We start from the raw sequence: 26518 nt of genomic DNA, 5'->3' as shown, positions 1-26518 counted from the left end.
AATAAGGAGCACGCACATGCGTCGAGTAGTTGTCACCGGCTTGGGAGTTGTCTCTTCCATCGGGAACAATGCCGAAGAGGTTCTAACCTCACTCAAGGCCGGCAAGTCCGGCATCGTGGCCAATGACCAGATGGTCGAACATGGCTTTCGCAGCCAGATCGCCGGGTCGCTCAAAATCGACGTTAGCGAACATGTGGACAAGCGCACCCTGCGCTTTATGGGTCCCGGAGCGGCCTATGCGCATATCGCAATGAGCCAGGCGATTGCCGATTCAGGATTGACCGAAGACCAGGTTGCCAACCCACGTACCGGCCTTGTCGCCGGATCGGGCGGACCGTCGACCAGCGCCATGCTGACGGCGCATCAGACCGTTCTGAAAAACGGGGCAACCAAGCGAATCGGTCCGTTTGCAGTTCCTAAATGCATGTGCTCAACCATTTCGGCCAACCTTGCGACCGCCTTCAAGATCAAGGGCATCAATTACTCGATCACTTCGGCCTGTTCGACCTCGCTGCATTGCATCGGCAATGCCGCAGAGCAGATCATGATGGGCAAACAAGATGTAATGTTCGCGGGCGGCGGGGAAGAGCTGGACTGGACCTTGTCCTGTCTGTTCGATGCAATGGGTGCGATGTCGTCGAAATACAACGATGCGCCCGAAAAAGCTTCTCGTGCATTCGACCAAGACCGCGACGGGTTCGTGATATCCGGCGGAGGCGGTATTGTCGTGCTGGAAGATCTGGAACACGCATTGGCACGCGGCGCCAAAATCTATGCTGAAGTGACGGGTTTTGCAGCAACCTCCGACGGTCACGACATGGTAGCCCCATCTGGCGAAGGTGGCGAACGCGCCATGCGTCTGGCGCTGGACACCCTGCCCGAAGGACGCAAGGTCGACTACATCAATGCCCATGGCACCTCGACCCCGGTCGGAGATGTCGGCGAAGTCGAAGCTGTACGCCGTATTTTTGGCGAGGGTAGCGTGCCGCCGATTTCCTCGACCAAGTCGATGACAGGCCATGCACAAGGTGCGGCTGGCGCGCTGGAGGCTATTTTCTGCCTTTTGATGCTGGAACATGATTTTATAACGCCGTCGATCAACGTCGACACGCTTGCCGAGGGCATCCAGCCCGGAGAAATTGCAACTCAGCTAGTTGAAAATGCAGGTTTGGACAGCGTCATGACCAACAGCTTCGGCTTTGGTGGGACGAACGGGTCCATGGTTCTTTCAAAGTATAACGGGTGAATGGAATGTCAGATCTAATGAAAGGCAAACGCGGCCTCGTTATGGGCGTGGCGAATGACCGTTCGATTGCATGGGGCATCGCAAAAGCCATGCACGAAGCGGGCGCCGAATTGGCATTCACCTATCAGGGCGAGGCATTCGGAAAGCGGCTGGAACCGCTGGCGCAGAGCCTTGGCAGCGATTTCATGGTCGATGCGGACGTCACCGATGACGAGTCGTTGGATCGCGCTTTTGACGAGCTTGCCCAGCGCTGGCCCACCATAGATTTTGTGGTCCACGCCGTCGCCTATTCCGACAAGTCCGAACTAACCGGACGGTTCCTGGACACCAGCCGGGCTAATTTCAAGAATTCGATGGATATTTCGGCCTATTCGCTGATCGAAGTGGCCCGCCGCGCCTATCCGATGATGAAAGAAAACGGCGGCACGATCCTGACGCTGACCTATCAGGGGTCTAACCGGGTTGTGCCCAACTACAACGTAATGGGTGTGGCCAAAGCTGCGCTGGAATCAGCGACCCGTTATCTGGCCAACGATCTTGGACCTGACGGAATCCGGGTGAACGCAATCTCTCCGGGTCCGATGAAAACTCTGGCCGGTGCGGCCATCGGTGGGGCCCGCAAGACCTTCAAGTTCTGCGACCAGAACGCACCGATGCGCAGCAATGCCACGCTTGAGGCTGTCGGCGGCACCGCGGTTTATCTGGCTTCGGATGCGGGGGCCTGCACCTCGGGCGAAGTTATTCGTGTTGATGGTGGCTTCCACGTTCTGGGAATGCCTCAACCGGACCATATGTGACCATTTCTTTCCCTGTCAGTGCCAAGATTTGACCATCTTTCGCAGGCAGGGATAGTTGCATGAACAAAGCAGAGCAAATCATCGCCAGCAGCAAGCGGGTTTCCCGCCGAAAACCGGGTTTTCTGGGGTTTAGGGGCCGCGTCGCCTTGATGACCCTAACAATGCTGCTGATGCTGTTTGTATTCTTCACTCAGCCGCATGTACGCGAGATCTTTGCATCATGGACCAGCCTGTTTTCAGGCTGATCCAGATCACGAAACTCAATTCACCGAAACCACTTCGATTTCGAAAATCAGGTCCCTTCCGGCCAGAGGATGGTTCGCGTCCAGCGTGACGGTCACCTCATCAGCCTCGACAACAGTTACCGGCAATGCGTGCCCTTCGGGCGTTTGCATCTGTAACTGGGTGCCGGGTTCAAGCGGGATGTCGTCCGGAATACCTTCGCGTGGAATGCTCTGGCGCATTTCGGGATTGATCGGCCCATAAGCATCAACGCAGGCGATCTCGACACGTTTTTTGTCCCCGGCCACCAGACCAGGCATAGCACTGTCCAATCCGGGAATGATCTGCCCGGACCCCACCTCGAATTCCAGCGGATCGCGCCCTTGTGAACTGTCAAAGACATTCCCGTCCTGCAACGTACCGGTATAGTGGATGCGAACTGTGTCGCCCTGTTTTATCGCTGTCATTTTGGCCTCCGGCCGATAAAAAATTGAGCGGTCAAACCTAGGCAATGAAGCAACATTGTAAACCCTTAGCACTTTTGCAAACCTGCACCGAATGAACGGAGGGGAATTGATGCCGATCACAACCTGCATTTTTGATGCATACGGCACGTTGTTCGATGTGGCCGCAGCCGCAAGGCAAGCTGCATCAGAACCCGGCTTTGAGGCGTTACAGCAGAAATGGCCGGATCTGGCCAATCACTGGCGCCTGAAACAGTTGCAATACACCTGGCTGCGTGCGGTGGCCGATGCACATGCAGATTTCTGGGACATCACCCAAGACGGTCTGGATTGGGCACTAGAGGCAACGGGGCTGGACCAGCACCCTGCCCTACGCCAGCGCCTGCTTGATCTCTACTGGGAATTGCAGGCCTATCCCGAGGTTCCCGAAATGCTGGCCACCCTGAAGGCCGGCGGGATGCAGACTGCGATCTTGTCGAACGGATCACCGCCGATGCTGGATGGTGCGGTTCAATCAGCAGGTATAAGCGGCGTTCTGGATGATATTCTGTCGGTCGAAAGCGTCGGCGTCTTCAAACCGCATGCCAAGGTTTATGATCTGGTCGCCCAGAGGTTCGGCTGCCAGCGCGACGAAGTCTTGTTCGTCAGCTCAAATGGCTGGGACGCGGCGGGGGCCAGTGGCTATGGTTTCGTCACCGCCTGGGTCAACCGTGCGAACGAACCAATGGATCGATTGCCATGGCAGCCAACGCATGTACTGTCCGACCTGACATCCATTCCGGAACTTGCAGGACTCTGATGCCCTTTTTTTCGACCAACGACGGCAAACGCCTCTATTTCGAAGACACCGGGAGCGGCAGGCCGGTCCTGTGTCTGGCAGGCCTTACCCGAAACAGCCGGGATTTCTCATTTCTTGCCCCGCACATGACCGATTGGCGGATGATCGCGATGGATTATCGCGGGCGCGGGCAATCCGAGCATGACTCGGATCACGGGAACTATAGCCTGTTACGCGAATCTCAAGACGTGATCGATCTGCTGGATCATCTTGACCTGGATCAAGTGACCGTGATTGGGACCTCACGTGGAGGCCTGATCGCGATGACCTTGGCCACCACCCACCCAAAGCGGCTGGCGGCTGTTGTGCTCAATGATGTTGGTCCAGTCTTTAACCCATCGGGCATCGCCAAAATAATGGAATATGTCGGCAAGCAACCGGTCTCGAAAACCTATGACGAGGCCGCGCAGGCGCTTCAGCACATGATGGGCCCGCAGTTTCCAGGGATTTCACTGAAAAGATGGCGGCAGATGGCTGAATTTCAAAATCAGGAAACGACAGAAGGTTTGACCCTGCGCTATGACCCGGCCCTGCGCACAGCGCTGCTGGAACAGGCCGCAGCCGGGGCAATCCCGGATATGTGGATTTTCTTCGAGGCCCTGCAAGACATCCCAACGGGTGTCATTCGCGGTGAAAATTCCGATCTTCTGAGCGCGCAGACATTGGCCGAGATGCAGAACCGGCACCCGGGGTTGATCTCGGCTACCGTGCCCGATCGCGGACACGTGCCGTTTCTGGACGAACCTCAATCATTGGGCGTTATTCGCAAAGTACTGGACGCGGCATGAGCACACTTGAAATGATCGAAGCCGCAGCCCTGCGTCTGCAAGGGCACGTCAGAGAAACACCAATCCTGACCTCTCCGTTTTTGGATGAAATCGCGGGTCGCCGCGTGTTGGTAAAACCGGAATGCCTGCAGCACACCGGCAGTTTCAAGTTTCGCGGGGCGTGGTCGGCCATTTCGGGCCTCAGTGAAGCAGACCGAAAGAAAGGTGTGATCGCCTATTCCTCGGGCAATCATGCTCAGGGCGTGGCTTATGCCGCCGCACGGCATGGTATTTCGGCTGTTATCATCATGCCCTCGGATGCCCCAAAGCTCAAAATCGACAACACGCGCGCTCTGGGGGCCGAGGTGGTTCTGTACGACCGCTCCAATGAAAGCCGCGAAGAAATCGGGGAGGCCGTGGCGGCCAAGCGTGGCCTGACCCTGATCCGCCCCTATGATGAACCGCTTGTGATAGCCGGGCAAGGCACAACCGGGTTGGAAATCGCGCGCCAGGCGGCTGTGCTGGGCGTCGAACAGGCTGATGTGCTGGTCTGTTGCGGCGGCGGGGGGTTGACCTCGGGTATTGCGCTTGCGCTCGAGGGGCACGCACCCGGTCTGCGCGCCCGCCCCTGCGAGCCCGAAGGGTTTGACGACGTCAAACACTCGTTGGCGCTGGGACGAATACAGAACAACGCGGCCACATCTGGCAATATCTGCGACGCCATTCTGACCCCGCAACCCGGCGATATCACCTTCCCGATCCTGCAACGGCTGTGCGGTCCCGGCCTGTCTGTGACCGAAGAAGAGGCGATGCGCGCCATGGCTTTGGCCTTTCTGCGCCTGAAGATAGTGCTTGAACCGGGTGGTGCGGTTTCCCTGGCCGCAGCGCTGTTTCGCAGGTCCGAAATTCAAGGAGACGCCGTTATCATTGTCGCATCGGGTGGCAATGCGGACCCGGACGTTTTTGCCAAAGCTATGGAGTTCCTGACCTGACAACCGCCGTCGGTTCCGGCAGCGTGTCAGTTCAGCATGCAAAGACAAAGGATTTTTATGCAGATAGCTGACCTTGGGGATGTACAGCTTCATTACCGGATCGACGGCGACCCACAAGGCGCGCCGATCGTGTTCGCGAACTCGCTGGGCACCGATCTGCGCCTGTGGGATGCGATGCTGCCATACCTGCCTGAGGGGCTGCGAGTCATTCGATACGACAAACGCGGGCATGGCCTGTCCTCGGCGCCTCAGGCGCCCTATTCGATGGGGGCGCTGATCCGCGATGCCGAAGGCCTTCTGGATCACCTAAAGGTCCGAGATTGCGTTTTTGTCGGTCTGTCCATCGGCGGGATGGTCGCGCAGGGTCTGGCCGTCAAACGCCTGGATTTGATTCGCGGGCTGGTTCTGTCAAATACAGCGGCCAAAATAGCCACCCCGGCGATTTGGGCGGACCGTATAGAAGCCGTCCGGATCGGCGGCATCGAAATGTTAGCCGACTCAACTATGGAGCGCTGGTTCTCGCGGGCTTTCCACGCGTCGCCCCAGCACCTGCTATGGCGCAACATGATGGTGCGGCAACCTGTTGAAGGTTATCTGGGATGTTGCGCCGCCATTTCCGGAACCGATTTTTACACGCCGACAAGTGGCCTGCGTTTGCCGACTTTGGGCATTGCGGGCAGCGAGGATGGCTCTACCCCGCCGGATCTAGTAAAAGAAACCATTGATCTTATTCCCGGTGCCCGTTTCGAATTGATACGCAAAGCGGGCCATCTGCCCTGCGTCGAACAACCCATTGAATACGCGGCCCTACTAAAAGACTTTTTGACTGGCATCGGTCATATCTGAAGGAGCATTGCTTTGGCGGATTTTCTGTTGGTCCATGGCTCATGCCATGGTGCCTGGTGTTGGAGAGATTTGATCCCAGCACTTGAAACACGCGGCCATTCGGTCCGCGCAATTGATATGCCCAGCCACGGATCTGACCCGACGTCGATCGACCAGGTGACCCTGGACAGTTGCCGGAACGCCGTTCTGGCTGCGAGCAGATCGGATACGATCATCGTCGGCCATTCTTGGGGGGGATACCCCATTAGTGCCGCCGCCGAATTGAGACCGGATGCGATGCGCGGACTTATTTTCCTGTCCGCCTACGTCCCCGAGAACGGATTGTCGATGGTCGAGATGCGCCGGAAATCACCGCGGCAAACAATAGTTGATGCCGTCGAAAAATCGACTGACGGGCTGTCCTATACGGTCAAACCCGATAGCGTGAAGGCCTTGTTTTACCACGACTGCCCGGAAGAGGTCCTGCTCTATGCGCTGGCTCGGCTTTGCCCGCAGGCCATTGCACCTCAGGAGACACGGCTTACCCTGACAGCACATTTTCAGGATATGCCCAAAGCATATATCCGAACACTCGACGACCATACCATCCCGCCTGAATACCAGCACATCATGAGCCTCAGCATGCCCGAGGGAATGCGCCATTCCATCCAAAGCTCTCATTCGCCATTCTTTTCGCACCCTGAAAAACTGGCCGATCTATTGGACGACATCGCGCAGGGCTTTGATACTCTTGACTGATCTGCGAAATCTTGCGGCTTTCCTCTGAACCTGACCCCCGATAGGGTGCCCGAAACTTTCTTTGTCGGTTCCCATGCGCTTACCTTTCCTGTTTGTTCTTGCCACTGTCATGATTGATGCAATGGGGATTGGCCTTGTGCTGCCCATTATGCCCGAGCTCATTATTGATGTTCAGGGTGGTACGCTGGCCAGCGCGGCGATCTGGGGCGGCGTCCTAAGCACCGCTTTTGCAGCGATGCAATTTATCTTTGGACCGATCCTGGGCAACCTGTCTGACGCTTTCGGGCGCAGGGGTGTATTGTTGGTATCGCTGTTTGTTATGTCGCTGGACTATGTGGTCATGGCGCTTGCTGGCAGTATTTGGCTATTACTTGCCGGTCGGATCGTCGGCGGGATCACAGCCGCAACTCATTCCACCGCCGCGGCGTTCATGGCGGATGTGTCGAAACCCCACGAAAAAGCTGCGAACTTCGGTCTGTTAGGGGCGGCATTCGGGGTTGGCTTTGTCCTGGGTCCGGTCATCGGCGGATTGCTGAGCGAATATGGAACCCGTGCGCCCTTCTGGGCTGCCGCAGCGCTTTCGGCCATAACATTCGGCGTCGGTTTGATGGTGATGCCTGAAACGGTGACCGATAAGAACCGGCGCCCGTTCAGCCTGCGCCGCGCTAACCCCGTGAATTCATTGCGTGCCATCGCGGCGCTGCCGGGAATCCGTCCGATGTTGTGGGTCTATTTCCTCTATTCAGTCTCAATCTACGTCTATCCGGCCATTTGGGCCTATTTCACCGCCGAGCGTTTTGGATGGTCACCCCAGATGATTGGTGTGTCGCTGGGTCTTTATGGAATTGGAATGGCCGCGGTTCAGGGCGGATTGATACGCCCCGCCACACGTTTTCTCGGCGAACGCGTAACAATCCTTCTCGGGATGGTGTTCGAGATTGTCAGCTTTCTGCTTCTGGCTTTTCTGACTAATGGAATAATCGCGCTGATGCTGATCCCGATCACGGCTATCGGCGCAGTCGCAACCCCGGCAATCCAGGCTCTGGCCTCGCGCGCAACACCAGATTCGCAACAAGGAGAGCTTCAGGGCGTGCTAACTTCACTGCACGCGCTTTCCATGGTGATTTCCCCTCTGGTCATGAGCAGCGTATTTGCCTGGTTCGCAAAGCCCGGCTCCGCCATCTATTTTCCCGGCGCGCCGTTTCTTCTGGCCATGTGCCTTATGATTGTCGGCCTTATCCTCTTTTACAGATCTCGCCCCATTTCTGCATAACAACGACATGACGATGACGGTTTCGGCCTTGCAGGTCATTCCGAACCGCGCCACCGTGATTAAAACCGAATACGAGGACATCATGCAATCCATCAAGGCGGCCGTATGTCGGGCATTCGACAAACCCCTGGTCATAGAAGACGTGCTGATCGCCCCGCCCGCCGCCGGCGAAGTCGAGGTCACCCTGGATGCGGTTGCGATCTGCCATTCCGACATTTCTTTCGCCAGCGGCGCCTGGGGTGGATTCCTGCCCGCTGTTTATGGCCATGAGGCCGCGGGTGTGATCACCGCAACGGGCGGCATGACCGAAGGGTTCGAGGTTGGCGATTCCGTCGTGGTGACGCTGATCCGTGCATGCGGTTCCTGCCCCTCCTGCGCGGGTGGCAAGCCAACCTTATGTGAAACACCCCACGACACTGTAAAAGGTCCGTTGCGCACCGCTGACGGGGGCCCGCTGGAGCAAGCAATGGCGTGCGGGGCTTTTGCCGAAAAAGTCGTGGTCAGCCACCGGCAGATCGTGAGAATTCCCGAGGCCCTGCCAAAGGATGTGGCCAGTCTGCTGTCTTGCGGGGTAATCACCGGTGTGGGCGCTGCCGTGAATGCCGCCGGTCTGCGCCCGGGTCAGGATGTCGTCGTGATCGGGGCCGGAGGCGTTGGCCTGAACGCCATACAAGGCGCACGGATTGCGGGTGCCCGGCGTATCGTTGCGGTCGACATAACCGAGGACAAACTGGCCATTGCAAAGGAATTTGGTGCAACCCACGGCGTTCTGGCCACTTTGGACGCACCATGGAAGGCAGCTTACCGCGCACTTGGCGGTCGAGGGGCCGATGCCGTGCTGATCACAGTCGGTGCAATCCCGGCCTATGACCAGGCCGTTCGCTATCTTGGCCGAGGCGGTAAGGCCATCATGATCGGGATGCCCCATTCCGGCGACATGGCAAGCTATGAACCTGTTGTCCTGGCCGCACTTGGTCAGGGGCTGATCGGGTCAAAGATGGGGGATGTGGTGATCCAACGTGATATTCCCTGGATGATCGACCTGTATGAACAGGGGCGGCTGAGGCTGGATGAACTGATCTCGGGCCGCTGGTCCTTGTCGCAAATCAACGAGGCGATTGCGGATACCAAAACCGGATCGGCCAAACGAAACGTCATCATGTTTGACAGGGCCTAAGCAGCCCCGGCTGGAGTATATCCTATGAAACTGCAGGATCTCGATATCATTGTCACGGCCCCCCCTGCTCCGGGTTGGGGTGGCCGGTACTGGATACTGGTAAAGGTTACCACCGACACAGGCGTCACCGGTTGGGGCGAATGCTATGCTTCATCCATTGGACCTGAAGCTATGTGTCACGTAATCCGGGATGTCTTTGAACGGCATATGCTCGGCGAGAACCCCGAGAACATCGAGCTTATGTTCCGCCGCGTCTATTCCAGCGGTTTTACCCAGCGCCCCGACCTGACCGTAATGGGTGCGTTTTCAGGGCTAGAAATCGCGTGTTGGGACATTCTGGGTAAAGATCGCGACCGTCCGGTTTATGCGCTTTTGGGTGGGCTGGTTAATCAACGCATCCGGGCCTACACCTACCTTTACCCCCTGCCCCGGCATGACCTGGCCGACTTTTGGACTTCGCCCGACCAGGCCGCGGAATGTGCAGCTGAAATGGTGAGCCGCGGCTTCACGGCAGTAAAATTTGATCCCGCTGGTCCCTACACGATCCGTGGCGGGCATATGCCTGCTATGTCCGACATCTCGATGTCAGTTGCCTTTTGCAAAGCGATCCGTGAAGCGGTCGGCGACAAGGCCGACCTGTTGTTTGGCACCCACGGTCAGTTCAACACCGCAGGCGCAATCCGGCTGGGTCAGGCGCTGGAACCCTATTCACCGCTTTGGTTCGAAGAACCTACCCCACCTGACATGATCGAAGACATGGCCCGCGTCGCTCGCAACGTGCGAATACCCGTGGCAACCGGGGAACGCATGACCACCAAAGCCGAATTCGGTGCAGTTTTGCGCGCAGGTGCAGCAGAAATCCTGCAACCCGCCCTTGGGCGTGCAGGTGGGATATGGGAGATGAAGAAAGTCGCAGCCATGGCCGAGATATTCAACGCCCAAATGGCTCCGCATCTCTATGCTGGTCCAGTTGAATGGGCCGCCAACATCCATCTGGCAGCCTCAATCCCAAATCTGCTGTTGCTGGAAACCATTGATACGCCGTATCACGACGCTTTGATCAAAGGTTCACTGCGCGTTGAAAATGGCTTTGTCGTGGCACCTAATGCGCCAGGGTTGGGGATCGAAGTGGACGAAGATCTGGCCCGCTCACACCCCTATACCGGCGATGGGTTGCACCTTCAGATGCAGGAAGAACCTTGCGACTATGCCAACGGCAACGCCTTTCAGGGCGGTGCCCCTGCTGCAAAGGGGTGACAAGTACTGAAATTCTGAGTCATATTGCGCCAAAGCCAAGTTTGGAACCAATACGCACGTGACAGTTCAAGACCACGAAACACTGAATTCGGACGAAACTCCGCCCGGCATGCAGGAAAGTGCAGCACGTGCCGCCGCGTACCTTAAGACGCTGGCGCATGAAGGCCGCCTGATGATTTTGTGCCATCTGGGTGATGGCGAGAAATCGGTTGGTGAGCTGGAAAAACTGCTGCAAATCCGGCAGGCCGCAGTCAGTCAGATGTTGGCACGCCTACGAGAAGAACAGCTGGTGTCGACACGGCGCGATGGCAAAACCATCTACTATTCCCTGCAGGACGGAAATACAGCGAAAGTCATCCAGCTGCTATACGACCTGTTCTGCAAACCTGAAGCCAACCCCTAGTTCGAAACATAGCCGGCGATCACCTGCATCAGCTTGAAAGCGGTTGCGGCATCGTTTTCGACCACGGCCAGGAATTCTTCCTCACCGATACGCAGACAAGACAGGTCGGTTTCCGCAATCATGCTCAGGGCGCGGGGTTCCTTTCGGATCAACCCCAACTCTCCGACCAATGCGCCGGAGCCAACCGTTGCGATCAGTTGATCGGGACCTTCTGGTTGCGGCAAATACAGGCCTGCCTCGCCTTCCAAAACGACATAGGCCCCATCGGTGGGCTGGTCGTCTTTCAGGAACACCACCTCTCCCGGTTGAGCCTGGAACCAGCGCGCACCAAATGCCAGAAGGCGCAGCTGCCTGCGGTCAAGACCGGAAAACAGCGGCGTCTGTTCCAGCGCACGAAGCTTGCGCGCCAAATCGGCTGATGCTGCGCTATCTTCTTCCACGTCGGCGGGTCCTTCGTCTGAAACCACACGACCTTGCCTTATTTCTATGAACATGTCGAATACGTCAGGGTTTTCGTACTGATCGTTCAGATAAATCACCGTCGCATTTGGCAACAGGGCGCGCAGGTTCTTATAGACCGCAATCTGAGTTTCCATGTCATAGCTTGCCAAGGCATTATCCAGGATCAGAATGTCGGGTTTCTTGATCGTAGCCCGCGTAAAGGCCAAAGGTTCGGCGAAAACCGCAGGCAGGTTCTGCCCGCCCAGCGAGACCGGTACATCGTAAATCAGCTCGACCACCAAAGGTCGGGCTCCGTTTTCAGAAAGGACATCAACGATCAGCTTACGGACCTCATCTGATCGCGCGCCGCCGATCTGGCTGACCTTACCAAATAGAGCGTTCTCCATCACGGTCAGACCGGGGGCAAACTCGGTTTCCTTCAGCGGCACGAAGACATCATTCAGATGTTGCAGCAGCTTTTCGGAGTGGCTTTGCCGCAATTCAAGTATGCGGTTTTTCAATTCATCCGTAAACGCGGGGCCAATCTGTTCTGCCGAGATGACAAACGGAACCGCCAGAAGGTTGGCCAGTTGCCCATCATCCAGACCGCTGACACCTTCGTTTCGGGTGCGCTCTACCAGTTCGACTGCAGCTTCGTAGACTTCGGCCTGCAGGCCAAGCTTGCGGAACAACGGGTGGTCCGTGCCGTCCAACCCAAATATCTGGCGCAACATATCAATGACATCGCGCGTCAGGCTGACCAGGGTTTCGTCCAAGCCCAGCTCGCGCAGCTGCCCCAAAAACACGCCCTGACGGGTCAGTATTTCCTGAGTGACCGGAACGCAGGGTGTCGCGAAAAGCAGGTTTTCCGCGACCGGCAAGGCGGCATTATATGCATTGCGGTCAAAGATCAGAGCCTGCTGTTGCAGCCCAGCCTTGACCACCGCCTCCTGAACTTTGGGCCGTAGTTCAACCAGTTTTCTGACCAACTCGGGGTGCTCGTTGGCTTCGAATGTCTGTTCAGCACCGCGCTGAAACAGGGCAGCGCCCGAACCTAGACCGTCGATCAGTTGTAACCACCAGTCGCGCAGGTCTTCCACGGTGTTCAAACCAGCCAGCGACGGGTCCAGCCAATCAACTCTAAACGGGTCGGTACTGTTGCCCGCTCGTCTTGTTTCAGCAAAGCCGGGGTCGTCTGATTCTGTCGACAGAGGACGAAGACGCATCGGCATCATCACATTGTCGCCCAAAGTTCCCTGGAACATAACCGGTCGCGATGAGGCAAAACCGATCCGCGCAGCAATGACTCCCTGATGCAGCTTTGACAAATCTTCCTGCCCGACCGTTACCCTGCCGGAACTGGGCAGGATCTCTCGGGTCAGCAATTCCGAAATCGCGCGCCGGTCTTCTTCGCTGGGCGCAGCGATTCCGATGGTTTTACCGCCTGGGAATGTCAGATCGAGGTCGTCCAGAACCAGATTCCCGTCCATGTCACGAACAGACGCATGTTTCAGAACAATATCCCCGTCCAGCCTGGGATGTTTGTCGGGCTCGCCTTCGAACAGGCTTTCGTCCTGCATTCCAGAGGGTGCAAAGCGTTCGATCACAACATCCCAGCGCAGGGACATATCCTGTGTCTGGTTGTAATATGTGAGCAACTCTTTCCAAGGCGAACTGAGGTCCTTGTAAGCCGCCAAAGCCGCAACCAACGCCCCCAACGAGACCGAGCCCTGCAAGACCAGAATGCCGCCAACCAGATAGAACAGGAATGGGGTAAGCTGCGAAATGAAGTTGTTGATGAACTTCATAAAGAACTTTTTCTGGTAGATATCGAAGCGGATTTCAAACAACCGGCCCAGCTGATCCGAGATCATGGCCCGGCGATACCGCCAGCCGCCATTTGCCCGCAGCGTTGACGCACCTGCTGCGTTTTCACCAATCTGTGCAGCCAGCACGCGCACTTCCTGGATGCGGCTTTTGTTCAACAGATTGATCTGGCGCTGCAGCTTTGGGATCAACCAGGCCTGTAACGGGATCAGGGAAACGGCAGCAAGCCCGAACCAAAAGCTCTGTAGGAACAGGAAGGACAGTATCGTGATCATCTGTCCCGCCTGCAATACCGGCTGGCTGATCGCATCGCCCATCAGCCCACCCATCGGCTCGCTTTCAGCGGTGATCATCGACACCATTTCGCCTTGGCTGACCCGTTCGAAATAGGGTTGCGGAAATCTCAAGGCGCGGCTGATCATCTGATACCGGAATCGGCGCAGCATCCGTTCGCTCAGGACGCCTTTCATGGTGTTGATGCGCATTTTCATCAAACCATGCGCCAGAACGGCGAGCAGAAACCCAATGCATAATATGATCAGAAAATTCGTTTGCGACAGGCTGTAGCCCAGCACATCAACAACAGGGGTCGCAGCCCCGATCGCGTCATTGATGATGCGCTTGGGCAGTTCCAGCGTCAGGTATAGCAGCGGAAACAAAGACGTGGTTACGGCCAGCAAAATCAGCTGGTCGCGCTTTGAATATTTCCAGATAAAACGGAAAATCGTGCGTTCTATGGAACCTGCCCCTGCTGCGGATCACTGACCCGGTCTTTACGAAATTCTCGTAAATTCAACAGTCTGAATTTACCGCAATCAAGCCTGCAGACGCAAATAGTTTCCGAATTGAACAGATATTTGCCGAATGTGAACAAGTTCATTTGCGCAACCTCACATTAGCCCCTACTGTTTGCTTCAGGACGATATCGGGAGGATTCATTTGCCTGCCACTCTAGGCACTGTGTTATTGATGCTCTGCTTATTGCAGATCAAACATATGTTTGCAGATTTTTACCTCCAGACGCCTAAGATGCTGTCCGGCCGAGGCGAATATTTTCACTGGGGACGCGCCCAACATGCCGCTGTGCATGTTATTGGGTCGGTGTTGGTTTTCTTGGTATTCGGCACCCCGCTGCCGTTTATCGTAATCATTGCCGGGCTAGAGTGGATCGTTCATTTCAATATCGACTTTGCCAAAGCCAGCTATTCCGACAAAAAACAGCTTATGCCAACCCAGGCAGCCTTTTGGCGGGCAGCCGGGCTGGATCAGTGCATGCATAATCTGACCTATGTGGCAATGGTCTGGGCCTGGGCGACATTCGCGGCCTGAACCAGAATTACCACAGCAATTCAGAGCTGAGTGGCCGATGGATAGAGCGATAGCCACCGCTGGTCTATGGCATCGATTTTCTGCGGGTCGAACTCGGTCTCAACTTCCCAGTACCGGCCAGACTCCACGAAATATCCAAGATCCGACTCCGACCGTATGATCTCAGCCATCCCCGATGTAGAAGGCATCTCGACCGAAGACAAATCTTCGCTGTCGACCGAGGGGTAAACCAGTCGGCTTGGCCCTTCGAACAATCGCACTGTGCGACAGCCCTGCGCCGCAGCAAACAATCCTAGTCGCGCCGACTTCGCCTCAAGCAGTCGCAAGGTCACATCGGATCGCAACGGATCTGCGGCTCCGTTGCCGTAGAAATGCGTCCGACCCTGTCCGGAATAGATCATATCGCAACCGCAATAAGCCAGAACCGAGGGCTGTAATGCAGACAAAGCCCAGTATCCGGCGGTAAAGGCCATCGTTCCCCCGGCATAGACAAACCCACCGAAACCATTCTGTATCGGAACGTATTCATTTGCAGTGACTATACGCTGGATGTCACTGACAGATGTGGGCATGTTCTTGGTCGGGAAATCCTCGGGGTGGATCAGAAAATCCCAGTCTGCGCGGACCCGCCAGGCATTGTTGATAGCGACGATATGCGTGAACGGCGTACGCGCCCAGTCCCGCGCACGCAGCGCGGTGGGGGCGCTGCCGAGGATCAGAACCTTGTTCTTCGATTTGGTCATTATGCGTCCGGGCTCAACTCGATCCCGTGAATGCTAGTGCATCAGGACGCGTCGGCTAGCCCAAAACGGAAAAACTGCTTTCTTTGTTGATCGGGCGCTTGCGGGAATAGAAACCGACATCGATTGTGCGTCCAATATAGGGCAGTTCAAATTGTAGCGGCGCACTGTCATGATCCGCGCCGTCTTCGCAATACCCGATCAGCGCCGTCATCATCTTGCCTGCAATCGGCGCGTTCTTGTACTGATTTCCACTGGATCCGCAGGCCATATAAAAACCGGGAAGGCTGGATTTGTCATAGATCGGAATCCAATCCGTAGACGCATCATACAGGTCCACCACACCGCGGGTCTTGGAAGGAATGCCAAGACTGGGCACTCTCTGGGCATAGCGCATCGCTTGCGTCGTCCACTGGTCGGTAAAGTCACGATTATAGGTTACGTCATCTTCGCACCATTGATGTGGGTCGCATTCGGGGTCTTCCGAGCCCACCAGGATGTGGTTGCCATGCTCTGGCCGGCAATAGCAGGCGATATCGCTGTCCGACACGATTGTCCCGTCATTTTCAAAGTCAAACCCCTCGGGCGCAGGGACGTGAACGACCTCTTGGCGCAAGGGGCGGGTCTGAATGGTCATGTCATCCAGAACATCTGCCATCCCGTTGATGATGGCCGAACCCGGCCCGGCTACGTTAACCACAACTTTCGCATGAATGTCTTCTCCCGATGCCAACCTGACACCAGAAACTCGCCCGTCATCAGTCAAAATCTCGACCACTTCGGCCCCGGTCCGCACTTCGGCCCCGTGCTGTTTGGCGGCATCCATCAGGTTCTGTGCGGATAGGGCCGGATCGGTGACATACCCGGCTTGAGGCCAGTAAACGCCGCCTTGCATCTTGCGTCCGTTGGGCTGCCCAAACTCGGGGTCATCCATGTGACGAGCGGGGGCAAAACTGTCCTGCGAATAGACCGGCAGCCGGTCGGTGACCTGTTCGGGGGACCATTCCTCGAACGGGCAATTCAGCGCGGAGCTGTTCCTCATGTGTTTTTCCAGCAGCCCGTTCGCCTCGGTCTTCATGACCAGACAGCCGGTTTCGCGGAATTGGGCCAGATCGGCGCCTTGCGGCAGGCCAAGATACTCGGCCCAGTCGCGCCAATAATGATAGCCTTCCCAGGCGAATGCCGTGCCGTCAAAGGTGGAATAATGCATCCGAATGATCGCGCAGGATCCGGCGGTTGAGCCATGGCCAACCTGAGCGTTTCGGTCAAGAGATACGGTTTTCCACCCGACCTTGGCCATTTCAAATGCGATGGCCGCCCCGATCACACCGGTTCCGATGATGATTGCATCTGGTTGACTCATGATGGCTCTCCTTTCCAGTGATGGCGCGAATAGGCGCTGAATTCTTCTACTTCCTCTGGCCTCGGCTCGACCCCGGTGAAGACATATAGATAATGCGGCACCATTGATATCCGTGTGGACATCGGTTCATTCAGCTGCGCCAGATCGTATCCTATCTGCATGTAATACAGCACGCGCCCACGGGTTTCCGCCTCGACCTCGGAATAGCCAAAGCGGGCAAACATGGCGTGCAGCGCTAGCAACCGTCGGGCGTCAGACTGGTCCAGCGCGCGCCGCACCTTGCCCGATTTGCGCGCCCAGTCGCGCACCGCGAAATCCAGCGCGGTGTCAAACAGGTCGGTATTGACGACACAGCGATGCACATTGCACACCGCACCGGTTATCGTCTTTGCCGGAGCTTCGGCCTGCGCGACCAATGCCGCGGTATTGGTGGCCTGCCACCGTGCCAGAAGAGCATCCAGCAGTTCCTGGCGCGATTTGAAGTACCAATAGAAGGACGACCGAGACACGGCCATCCGTTCCGCCAGATTCATCACCTTGATCTGATCGACCCCGTCCGAGATTAGCACATCCAACGCCACGTTCAGCCAGTCGTCGCGCGTGACCTTGACATTTCCGATCAGCGGTTCAGCTTCCGGGTCGTCCCGGTGCAGGATGGGTTTCGTATTCATTTAACTCTCCGGCGGCGCGCCGCCCTCTTCGGTACGTTTGGCAATAAAGTCCTTCAGCGCGCCAATCTGGTCGCTGTTTTGCTCAGGTGGCTGAAAATTGGCCAAAATCTCCTTCCATACACCGGTCGCACGACTGTTTGCGTCCAACGATCCACGCTCGGCCCAGGTGCCGAAATTGGCATAATCATGGACATGCGGCTCATAGAATTCGGTATTATAGCGGTCCATCGTCTGGCTGGATGCAAAGAAATGTCCGCTGGGCTCGACCTCGCTTAGCGCGGTGTCGAACCCAATTTCAGCCTCGCCAGCCTGCGCCCCGGTGCAGAGCTCGGCCACCATGTTCAGCACTTCGGCGTCGCAGACCAGTTTTTCAAAGGACACGGTCAATCCGCCCTCTAGCCATCCCGCCGAGTGAATGATCACCGTCGCCCCGGCCATCAGGCACCCCCACAGGCCAAACTGGTTTTCATTTGCCGCCTGCACATCATTGATGTTTGAAGCCGACCCCGCAGCCGAGCGCCACGGCAGGCCCAGATGCCGCGCCAACTGCCCGGCCGCCAGTGAGGCCTGAAAATGCGAGGGCGTTCCAAAGGCCGGAGCACCGGATTTCATATCCACATTGCTGGTGAAAGTGCCATAGCACACAGGCGCACCGGGACGTGCCAATTGCGTCAGGGTCAGTGCGGCCAACGCCTCGGCATGGGACAGGGTGATGGCCCCCGCCACCGTGATCGGTGCCATCGCCCCCATCAGCGTGAAGGGCGTGATGATTGACATCTGCCCGTGCCGAGCAAAGTCGATCAGCCCCTGCGCCATCGGAATGTCCAGCGTGCGCGGGCTGTTCGTGTTGATGATCGTATAGCTGTGCGGGTGGGTCCTAAATTCGTCATCCGACAGGCCCCGCGCGGTCGTCAGCATCTCAAAGCAATCCATCACCTGCGGTGTCCCGCGCGAGAAGAAGAATGGGAACTTGTCTGTCAGCTCCATCTGCGCCTGCGTGGTGAAATAGTGCCGCAGAGGGGTTGGGACATCCTGCGGTTCGACCTGCGGCGAGATCATTTGAAAGACGTCGAAATGATGGGTGAGTTTCAGGAACTCCAGATAATCCTGCCCCGTCGCCGGGCGACGCCCGCGCACCAGATCGGTGGCATTGGGGGCCCCTGCCCCCGGTTGAAACACAAGGCTACCCAGTTCCAATGTGAAATCCCTCTGCCGAGCACCGGCCCGGCAGGCAATGGATTTCGGCGCCGAGGCCACCGCAGCCTCGACCATATCGCGACCGATATAGACCATCTCGCTATCGGCATCTACGCGCGCGCCGGCTTTGGCAAAGATATTCCGCGCCTCGGGCAGCAGAACTTTCACACCCAGCTCTTGCAAGATGCGCAGCGCGGTTTCGTGCATGTCGGCGATCTGGTCTGCGGGAAAGACCTCCATCAGTGGAAAAGGATTTTTCAGCTGGCGATAGTTGATATCCCGACCGGGCGGCGGCGCGGCATCCACGCCGCGCCGTCTGCGCCTGCGTCCCTGATCGCTGGCCGACACGCTCAACCCCGCATCGCTTTGCCCTGTGGATCATAGGGCGACGGCGCGATGACCCGCGCAGGTCGTTCGACCCCAACCACATGGACAGACAGTTCAGTGCCTGGTGCGGCCTTGTCACGATTGACCAGCGCCATCGCCAGGGACTTGCCGGTGTAGTGGCCATAGCCGCCCGAGGTGACAAAACCCACGTGCTCTGCCCCTGACCAGACAGGTTCGTATCCGCTGGCATCTGCGTCCAGAGCATCGACCTCAAGCGTCACCTGAACCTGCGCAGGACCATTGCCATCGCGTTCGGCCAAGGCGGCCTCTTTACCGACGAAATCCTTGTCCCAATCGATCCAGCGATCCATACCCGTCATGCCCGGCGTGTAAAGCTGAGTGAATTCAGCCGACCAGATGCCAAAGCTTTTCTCAAGCCGCGTGGACAGCATCGCGTTGAACCCACATTCACGAATGCCCTCATCAGCCCCGGCCTCAAGCAACATCCGACGCAGCTTGATGTGATCGCCATAGCGGCAGTTGATCTCATAGCCTTTTTCACCTGTGACTGACATGCGCGCAACGCGAGCCCTGACAAGACCGATATCAAAATCACTACAGCCCATGAATCTCAGGCCGGAGATGTCTTGCTCGGCCAGTTTTTCGATTACCTCCTGCGATTTTGGCCCGACCAGACCGAACCCGCAATACTCCTCGCCCAGATCGCGAACCTCGACTCCGTCGATCATATGATCGTCGAACCAGCGCATATGCCAGGCGCGCAGGTAATAGCTGCCCATGATCCACCAGGTGCCATCGCCCCAATTCAGAACGGTCAGATCCCCTTTTAGCCGCCCATTCTCACCCAGCATTGGTGCCAACTTGGCCCGTCCCGGCGCGGGCAGTTTCGAAGCCATCACGCGATCCAGCCACAGCTCGGCATTTGGCCCGGTGACCTCGAACCGGGAAAAGCCAGAGATGTCCATCAGGCCGACGCCCTCGCGGATCACCTTGCATTCCTTGGCCACGATGTCATGCGCGTTTGATCGCTTGAGGGTCGGCGTTTCTTCGAACCCTTTCGGCGCGAAGTACAGCGGCACCTCAAGGTCCCAGCTGACACCCCATTTGCATCCCGCTCCAGTCATCGCGTCATGAGCTGGCGCCATCTTCAGCGGACGGCCGGCAGGCAGCTGTTCGTTCGGATAAGTCATCACGAAACGGCGGGAATAGAATTGCCCGGTGGTTTCACGAATATAGCGTTTGTTCTGGGCAAAATCGCCATAGCGGGCAATGTCCATCGGCCATGCATCGGCCTCGGGCTCGCCATGGATCATCCACTCAGCCAGCGTTTTGCCAACGCCGCCGCCCTGCAGGAACCCGGCCATGACAGCGCAGGCGGTCCAATACCCGCGTTTGCCTGGAACCGGCCCGACCAGCGGGTTACCATCAGGCGAGAATGTAAACGCCCCGTTGACCCAGGTTTTGATACCGACATTCTGGATCGACGGATAGCGTTCAAAGCCCAGCGTCAGTTCATTCTCAATCCGGTCAAGCTGCTCCTGAAACAGTTCCTCGCCATAATTCCACGGAGCGCCGTCCATGGCCCAATGTTCATGGTCGACCTCATAGATACCGACCAGAACGCCCTTTTGGTCTTGCCGCATATAGGTGAACCCCTCGAGGTCCACGGTCATTGGCATCTCAAAATCCGCCGCCGCCACTTCGGGCACTGTATCCGTGATCAGATAGTGATGTTTCAGCGGCGACACTGGCAGCTCAACCCCCGCCATGCGCCCGACCTGCTTGGCCCAAAGCCCCGCGGCATTAACCACGTGCTCACAAGTTATTGTGCCCCTGTCCGTCACGACCTGCCAGCCATCATCGGTTTGGATCAATTCCTCGACCTTGGTCTCCTCGTAATACTCGGCACCGCGTTTCTTGGCGGCGGTTGCATAGGCCTGAACCGTACCGGTCGTGTCGATATAGCCCTCTCGATCGGCCCACATCGCGCCCAGAACGCCGTCAGTCGACATGATGGGACAGCGCTTTTGCGCCTCTTGTGGAGTCAGCAATTCGCAGTCTTCGATACCGATAGACTGGAAGATACGATAGTTGGCCTGCAGCCACTCCCACCGCTCGGGCGTTCCAGCCAAAGTCAGACCACCGGTCATGTGCAGGCCGATATTCTGCCCGGATTCCTTTTCGATCTCGCTGAGAAGGTCGATTGTATAGGCCTGCAGCGATGCCATGTTCGGATCCGCGTTCAGCGCGTGAATACCGCCCGCCGCGTGCCAGGACGATCCCGACGCCAACCGCCGCCGTTCCAGCATGACCACATCTGACCAGCCGAATTTGGCCAAGTGATACAGAACCGAGGCGCCCACAACGCCGCCACCGATGACCACAACGCGATACTGAGATTTCATTATGCTCTCCCCTGCATGACTCGAGGGAGACGCTAGTGATACTGTTCACACCTGTCTAGACATTTCTGTACAGTGCAAGTGAGCAAGTTCAGACACTCAATTTCAACGCATTAAAGCTGTGCGCTTGGACGCGATGCGATCTTGTCGAACCAAGACAGCGTCGCGGTATTTTCCTGTGGAATCCGCATCTTGATCACGCGGGCAAAGTCAACGAACACAAAGGTCGAGATATCGGCCAGCGTGAACTCAGCCCCCGCAACAAACGCGCTATCCTTCAGCCGCGTTTCAAGCAAATCGAAAAACCGGCCCACCCGAGCCGTGCCGCGCTGAGCCAGCTCGGGAATCTGGGCATAGTTCGCAGGGCCTGGAATCGCCCGATCCTTGAACGCGGGATGGGTGTTGCGCAGAGCCTCGGCAATAGGCACTCCACCCTGCTGCTCGACAATGCTGTTCCACATCAGGACCAGCCCCTTTTCATCTGGCGTACGTCCCATCAAAGGTGGTTCGGGAAAGCGCGCCTCAAGATAGGCGGCAATGCCCAGGTTTTCGGTCAGCGTTGCACCCTCATCCGTCACCAGAACAGGGATCGTCGCATTGGGGTTTACCGCAAGGAAAGCGCCATCCAACTGTTCCGCCTTTGCTATCGAGATATTGCGCGTTTCAATCTCCAGCCCTTTTTCTGCGATGAACATGCGCGCGCGGCGCGGGTTTGGAGCGGTCGTGCAATCATAGAAAAGCATTTGGTATCCTTCTCGCGCTTAGCGGCGGTAGATAAAGCAACGTCCGTCCACCGCATGTTCAGGCAGCGGGATTTCGGTCAGGTTTTCGAAATACATCCGGTCGCTGGACACCATCAGCCCACCTTCTGCCAACAACGGTTCTATCAGGGGGGAAACCAACCGCGCGAAAGCATCGTTCTTGTCCCTGTTATGGCCGCCAAGATCCGCATGGATCAAACTGGCCGTCGCCCCAAACCGTTCCAGCGCCGCAGGCAGAGTCTCACGCACATCCCCCAGAATCACCAGATCCTCGGGCGGGGTAGAGTCCGGATGGGAGGCCACGGCGCGCTCGAACACATAGACCGGACGGTTTTGAATGTACTGAACCATGTGATGATAAGTACGACCATTCCCTAATCCCAGCTCGAACACCGGACCGGACATGGTGCTTGTCTGTGCAATGGCATGGTCCAGGCAGGCACGCTGCGACACCATACGGTCGATGAACAGGTCAAGACGGCTTTGGGGATCGGGCACTGGGAAATCTCTCCTTGATATTTGACGACACATAACCTGTGACCGACATCGCATGTGATGACAAATCCTCAAGGCATTGTGTAGGCAAATCGGCCTCAGTTTCACGTTTTCGCGACATTTCACCCTAAGAACGGGTTTGACTATACAGGCACAACCGCGCGAAACTGCGACAAAAAACACAGGGAGTTGATCAAGCCTATGCCGAGCTACGGCCTAACGGGTGGAATACCCGCATGACTGCGTTGTTGTCTGTCCGGGACCTCAGCATCGGATTTGGTGCCGGAGAGTCTGTGGTTCAAGGCGTCAACTTCGACGTCGAAGCGGGACAGACACTTGCGCTTGTGGGTGAATCAGGGTCGGGGAAAACGATCTCATGCCGGGCTGCGTTGCGCATTCTTCCCCGAGCAGCCCAAATTCGAAGCGGCACGATTACTCTGAATGATTCTAAAGGCATGGAGGAACTGACCCAGATCAGCGAACGTCAGATGCGCGGCATTCGTGGCAATCGGATCTCGATGATCTTTCAAGAGCCGATGCGCTCGCTCTCTCCCCTGCACAAAATTGGCAATCAGGTCAGCGAAGTTCTTTGGCTGCATCGCAATGCCTCCGAGGCACAGGCCCGCAAAACGGTTCTGGAACAGTTCGAACGCGTGGGTTTTCCAGACCCTCAGCGCGCCTATGATTCTTACCCGTTCGAGCTGTCCGGCGGGATGCGCCAACGCGCCATGATCGCTATGGCCATGGTTTCCAAACCGGAATTACTGATCGCGGACGAGCCGACGACAGCATTGGACGTTACGACACAGGCCCAGGTGCTGGGGCTGATCAAAGAGCTTCAGCGTGAAACGGGAATGGCACTGATCCTTGTGACCCATGATTTGGGGGTCGTCGCCAATATGGCCGAACAGGTCGTGGTCATGCACAAAGGCCGCGTGATGGAGGCTGGAGCTGCGGCACCGATCCTGACCAGCCCTGCTCACCCCTATACCCAACAGTTGTTCAACGCCGCGCCCGAGATTCCGGATCAGGACGCGGTTGGCATCCCGATGCCCGACGAAGATCTGATCCTTCAGATGAAGGCCGTGTCGAAAACCTATACGATGCGATCCAGCAAGGGCTGGCAGGGCGAACGCCTGATCTATGCCTGCCGCGGAGTCGATCTGAACCTCGCGCGGGGCAAGACGCTGGCGATCGTCGGCGAAAGCGGCTCGGGCAAAACTACGGCCGCCCGCATCGCACTAGGGGCTGAGCCGCCTGATCCGGGCGGAGAGGTTCTGTTTCGATCCTCCCCCGATGAAGAAGCAATCACCGTTCACAAGATGACCCGGACCCAGCGCACCGCGTTTCAGCGCAAGGCGCAGATGGTGTTTCAGGATCCCTACAGCTCTCTCAGCCCTCGCATGCGCATTCAGGATGCGATGACCGAACCGTTGGAGATTCACCGTATCGGATCGACCGCCGAGCAGCGCGAAAAAGCGGCCGAGATGCTGACACGTGTTGGCCTGAACGCCGATATGCTGAAACGCTATCCCCATGCTTTTTCCGGCGGCCAAAGACAGCGCCTGTCGATTGCCCGCGCAATGATGCTCGACCCTCAGCTTATTGTCTGTGACGAACCCACTTCGGCTCTGGACGTGTCGGTTCAGGAACAAATCCTGACATTGCTGGAACATTTGCAGGACAGCCTGAATTTGTCGTATTTCTTCATCTCGCACGACCTTGCGGTTGTTGCACGCATTGCCGACGAAGTTGCTGTGATGCGTCGTGGGCTTGTCGTGGAACAGGCCCCGCCCGAGACACTGTTTTACAACCCTCGTCACCCTTACACCAAGGCACTGATTGCAGCGCAACCAGAGCCCGACATCAACCGCCCCATCGACCTGAATTTGGTTGCTTTGGGTGCTGGTTCACCTGACAGTTGGGATGACGCCTTCCGATTTACCGACTCCGTGGTACCTTCATTGGTAGAGATGGAGCCCGGCCATAAGGTACGATGCCATGTTTAAGACCACTCGCCCGCTGTTACTGGCCGTTGCGCTGGCCGCAACATGGGCCCTGCCCGCCACGGCAGACATGCCCGAGTTGCAAGAAAGTACTTTCTGGGAAACCGAAGTGAATGCGGGGAACCTTCCCCCCATACAGGACCGAATTCCCGCCGAACCCCTGATTGTGGATCTTGCTGCAAAAGGCAGGGAATTCGGCAAACAGGGCGGCACTTTGCGCACAATGATTACTCGGTCCAAAGACATCCGGCAGATGGTCGTTTACGGATACGCCCGCCTTGTTGGGTTCGACCAGACCTATCAGGTCGTTCCAGACCTGCTTGAATCCTTCCAGAACGACGACAACCGCAAATACACCCTCAACCTGCGTGAAGGTCACAAATGGTCGAATGGCTCTCCGTTCACTTCCGAGGACTTCCGATACTGGTGGGAGGATGTGGCAAATAATGAACTGCTCAGCCCGTCGGGACCACCGGATTTTCTGATCGTCGAAGGCAAGACTCCGACCGTGACCTTCCCCGATGAAACGACCGTTGTGTTTGAATGGGAAGATCCCAACCCCGGCTTCCTGCAGGCTCTGGCACAAGCGCGCCCGCCTTTCATCTACCGCCCTTCCGAGTTCCTGAAACAGTACCACGAGAAATACGCTGACGCAGAAAAGCTTGCCTTTCAGGTTGAAGATGCCCGCGTCAAAAGCTGGGCAGCTTTACACAACAAACTCGACAACCTTTACAAGTTTGACAACCACGAGTTGCCAACCTTGCAGCCCTGGTTGAATGCAAGTTCGGGCAAAAAGATCCGTCACAACTTTGTTCGCAATCCCTATTTTCATCGCATCGATAGCCATGGGGTGCAGCTTCCCTATATCGACGTGGTCGAGATGGAGATCGTGGCCGGGGGTCTGGTTGCTGCAAAAACCAATGCTGGCGAATCCGATCTACAGGGGCGCGGACTGGCGTTCCGCGACGCTTCGATCTTGAAAAAAGGCGAGGCCGGTGGAGACTACAAAACCTTGCTGTGGAAAACCGGGGTTGCCTCACAGATCGCGATTTACCCCAATCTGAACTACGAAGACGAAGCATGGCGTGCCGTTTTGCGTGACGCGCGTGTTCGCCGTGCGCTGTCTCTGGCAATCGACCGCAAAACGATAAATCAGGCGCTGTATTTCAAACTGGCCCATCCCGCCGCGATGTCGGTCTTGCCTGCTTCGCCCTTCTTCAACGAAGAAAACGCAAAGGCATGGGCACAGTACGACATCGAATTGGCGAATGCGCTGCTGGACGAGGCCGGCCTGACCGAACGTGACAAGAACGGCACGCGGCTGTTGCCGGATGGCCGCCCGATGGAACTGGTCATCGAAACTGCAGGTGAGCGGCAAGAGGTCGAAAACGCCTTGCAAATCGTCACGGACACATGGCGCGACATTGGCGTCGATCTTATCATGCGCCCATTGGACAGGGACATTCTGCGCAACCGGGTGTTTGCCGGCAGCACAATGGCGTCCGTCTGGTTCGGCTGGGATGACGGCATCCCGCAACACCACACCTCACCAGCTTATCTTGCCCCTACCGATCAGGTGTTTTTGGCCTGGCCAAAATGGGGGCAGTACTATCAGACCGGAGGCGATGTTGGCGAGAAACCCGATATGCCTGAGGCCGAGCGCCTGATGGAACTGGCCCATAACTGGGAGGTCGCCTCGACTGATGAGGAACGCAAGGCCGCATGGGATGAGATGCTGAAAATCCACGCTGACCAACTTTATGCCATTGGCATTCTGAACGGTGCGCCTCAGCCTATCGTCGTATCGAACCGCCTGCGCAACGTCCCCGAGCAGGCCATGTGGGCCTGGGAACCCGGCGCACATTTCGGCATTCACCGGCCGGACGAATTCTTTTTCGCCGACTGATCAGGAGCAGCC

24 protein-coding genes are annotated in these 26518 nt (G+C 57.1%); 15 read left to right on the top strand and 9 right to left on the bottom strand.

Annotated elements, in window-relative coordinates:
• Positions 1 to 16: 16 nt before the first annotated feature.
• The 3 genes from fabB to FN806_RS17210 are packed head-to-tail and all read left to right on the top strand — an operon-like array spanning position 17 to position 2288.
• Positions 17 to 1246 (top strand): beta-ketoacyl-ACP synthase I, encoded by a 1230-nt coding sequence (fabB, locus tag FN806_RS17220; RefSeq protein ID WP_142639417.1) that lies wholly within the window; start codon positions 17 to 19, stop codon positions 1244 to 1246.
• 5 nt (positions 1247 to 1251) lie between these two features.
• On the top strand, positions 1252 to 2043 hold the full coding sequence (locus FN806_RS17215; RefSeq protein WP_142639415.1) for an enoyl-ACP reductase FabI: 792 nt from the start codon (positions 1252 to 1254) through the stop codon (positions 2041 to 2043).
• A 59-nt stretch (positions 2044 to 2102) separates the two neighbouring features.
• Positions 2103 to 2288, top strand: a complete 186-nt coding sequence (locus FN806_RS17210) for a hypothetical protein (protein WP_142639413.1) — start codon at positions 2103 to 2105, stop codon at positions 2286 to 2288.
• 15 nt (positions 2289 to 2303) lie between these two features.
• Here FN806_RS17210 and FN806_RS17205 read toward each other — a convergent pair whose 3' ends face one another.
• Positions 2304 to 2732 (bottom strand): FKBP-type peptidyl-prolyl cis-trans isomerase, encoded by a 429-nt coding sequence (locus tag FN806_RS17205; RefSeq protein ID WP_142639411.1) that lies wholly within the window; start codon positions 2730 to 2732, stop codon positions 2304 to 2306.
• A 109-nt stretch (positions 2733 to 2841) separates the two neighbouring features.
• Between FN806_RS17205 and FN806_RS17200 the strand changes: the two genes are divergently transcribed.
• From FN806_RS17200 to FN806_RS17160, 9 genes are all read left to right on the top strand, one after another.
• Complete coding sequence (locus tag FN806_RS17200; RefSeq protein ID WP_142639409.1) at positions 2842 to 3528, top strand: haloacid dehalogenase type II; 687 nt, start codon at positions 2842 to 2844, stop codon at positions 3526 to 3528.
• Positions 3528 to 4355, top strand: coding sequence for an alpha/beta fold hydrolase (locus tag FN806_RS17195; RefSeq protein WP_142639407.1), 828 nt, complete (start codon positions 3528 to 3530; stop codon positions 4353 to 4355). The genes FN806_RS17200 and FN806_RS17195 overlap by 1 nt, the downstream gene beginning before the upstream one ends.
• Positions 4352 to 5326: a threonine ammonia-lyase gene (locus FN806_RS17190; RefSeq protein ID WP_142639405.1), complete on the top strand. Its 975-nt coding sequence runs from the start codon at positions 4352 to 4354 to the stop codon at positions 5324 to 5326. Before FN806_RS17195 ends, FN806_RS17190 begins: the two co-directional genes overlap by 4 nt.
• Before the next feature lie 57 nt (positions 5327 to 5383).
• Positions 5384 to 6172, top strand: coding sequence for a 3-oxoadipate enol-lactonase (gene pcaD / locus FN806_RS17185; protein ID WP_142639403.1), 789 nt, complete (start codon positions 5384 to 5386; stop codon positions 6170 to 6172).
• Positions 6173 to 6184: 12 nt separating this feature from the next.
• Positions 6185 to 6910: an alpha/beta fold hydrolase gene (locus FN806_RS17180; protein ID WP_142639401.1), complete on the top strand. Its 726-nt coding sequence runs from the start codon at positions 6185 to 6187 to the stop codon at positions 6908 to 6910.
• A gap of 73 nt (positions 6911 to 6983) precedes the next feature.
• On the top strand, positions 6984 to 8183 hold the full coding sequence (locus FN806_RS17175) for a TCR/Tet family MFS transporter (RefSeq protein ID WP_142639399.1): 1200 nt from the start codon (positions 6984 to 6986) through the stop codon (positions 8181 to 8183).
• Between the two features lie 82 nt (positions 8184 to 8265).
• Positions 8266 to 9360, top strand: a complete 1095-nt coding sequence (locus tag FN806_RS17170; RefSeq protein ID WP_142639499.1) for a zinc-binding dehydrogenase — start codon at positions 8266 to 8268, stop codon at positions 9358 to 9360.
• 24 nt (positions 9361 to 9384) lie between these two features.
• On the top strand, positions 9385 to 10617 hold the full coding sequence (locus tag FN806_RS17165; RefSeq protein WP_142639397.1) for a mandelate racemase/muconate lactonizing enzyme family protein: 1233 nt from the start codon (positions 9385 to 9387) through the stop codon (positions 10615 to 10617).
• Between the two features lie 109 nt (positions 10618 to 10726).
• Positions 10727 to 11020, top strand: coding sequence for an ArsR/SmtB family transcription factor (locus tag FN806_RS17160; protein ID WP_142639497.1), 294 nt, complete (start codon positions 10727 to 10729; stop codon positions 11018 to 11020).
• Here the strand turns inward: FN806_RS17160 and FN806_RS17155 are convergent.
• A complete protein-coding gene (locus FN806_RS17155) occupies positions 11017 to 14013 on the bottom strand; it encodes an ABC transporter transmembrane domain-containing protein (protein WP_185956734.1) in 2997 nt (998 codons plus the stop codon). The genes FN806_RS17160 and FN806_RS17155 overlap by 4 nt on opposite strands.
• A gap of 214 nt (positions 14014 to 14227) precedes the next feature.
• Here FN806_RS17155 and FN806_RS17150 point away from each other — a divergent pair, with 214 nt between their 5' ends.
• Positions 14228 to 14617 (top strand): DUF3307 domain-containing protein, encoded by a 390-nt coding sequence (locus tag FN806_RS17150; RefSeq protein ID WP_416383939.1) that lies wholly within the window; start codon positions 14228 to 14230, stop codon positions 14615 to 14617.
• A gap of 20 nt (positions 14618 to 14637) precedes the next feature.
• Here FN806_RS17150 and FN806_RS17145 read toward each other — a convergent pair whose 3' ends face one another.
• The 7 genes from FN806_RS17145 to FN806_RS17115 form a co-directional block, all read right to left on the bottom strand.
• Positions 14638 to 15360, bottom strand: a complete 723-nt coding sequence (locus FN806_RS17145; protein ID WP_142639393.1) for a hypothetical protein — start codon at positions 15358 to 15360, stop codon at positions 14638 to 14640.
• Positions 15361 to 15415: 55 nt separating this feature from the next.
• On the bottom strand, positions 15416 to 16720 hold the full coding sequence (locus FN806_RS17140; RefSeq protein WP_142639391.1) for an NAD(P)/FAD-dependent oxidoreductase: 1305 nt from the start codon (positions 16718 to 16720) through the stop codon (positions 15416 to 15418).
• The gene (locus FN806_RS17135) at positions 16717 to 17391 is read right to left on the bottom strand and encodes a TetR/AcrR family transcriptional regulator (protein WP_142639389.1); all 675 of its coding nucleotides are present in this window, start codon (positions 17389 to 17391) and stop codon (positions 16717 to 16719) included. The genes FN806_RS17140 and FN806_RS17135 overlap by 4 nt, the downstream gene beginning before the upstream one ends.
• Positions 17392 to 18936: a trimethylamine methyltransferase family protein gene (locus FN806_RS17130; protein ID WP_142639387.1), complete on the bottom strand. Its 1545-nt coding sequence runs from the start codon at positions 18934 to 18936 to the stop codon at positions 17392 to 17394.
• 2 nt (positions 18937 to 18938) lie between these two features.
• Positions 18939 to 21341 (bottom strand): GcvT family protein, encoded by a 2403-nt coding sequence (locus FN806_RS17125; protein ID WP_142639385.1) that lies wholly within the window; start codon positions 21339 to 21341, stop codon positions 18939 to 18941.
• Positions 21342 to 21451: 110 nt separating this feature from the next.
• Positions 21452 to 22081 carry a glutathione S-transferase gene (locus FN806_RS17120; protein WP_142639383.1) on the bottom strand — a complete coding sequence of 210 codons (630 nt, stop codon included), beginning with the start codon at positions 22079 to 22081 and terminating at the stop codon, positions 21452 to 21454.
• A gap of 18 nt (positions 22082 to 22099) precedes the next feature.
• On the bottom strand, positions 22100 to 22630 hold the full coding sequence (locus FN806_RS17115) for a class I SAM-dependent methyltransferase (RefSeq protein ID WP_142639381.1): 531 nt from the start codon (positions 22628 to 22630) through the stop codon (positions 22100 to 22102).
• A gap of 200 nt (positions 22631 to 22830) precedes the next feature.
• On the opposite strand from FN806_RS17115, the gene FN806_RS17110 reads away from it, so the two are divergent.
• Both FN806_RS17110 and FN806_RS17105 read left to right on the top strand, forming a co-directional pair.
• Complete coding sequence (locus tag FN806_RS17110; RefSeq protein WP_142639379.1) at positions 22831 to 24603, top strand: ABC transporter ATP-binding protein; 1773 nt, start codon at positions 22831 to 22833, stop codon at positions 24601 to 24603.
• On the top strand, positions 24596 to 26506 hold the full coding sequence (locus FN806_RS17105; RefSeq protein WP_142639377.1) for an ABC transporter substrate-binding protein: 1911 nt from the start codon (positions 24596 to 24598) through the stop codon (positions 26504 to 26506). Before FN806_RS17110 ends, FN806_RS17105 begins: the two co-directional genes overlap by 8 nt.
• Positions 26507 to 26518: the final 12 nt, after the last annotated feature.

Origin of the sequence: Ruegeria faecimaris (assembly GCF_900182615.1) — a bacterium.
Classification (GTDB): Bacteria; Pseudomonadota; Alphaproteobacteria; order Rhodobacterales; family Rhodobacteraceae; genus Ruegeria; species Ruegeria faecimaris.
Note: the sequence above shows the minus strand (reverse complement) of the source record. Positions and strands in the feature narration are given on the sequence as shown.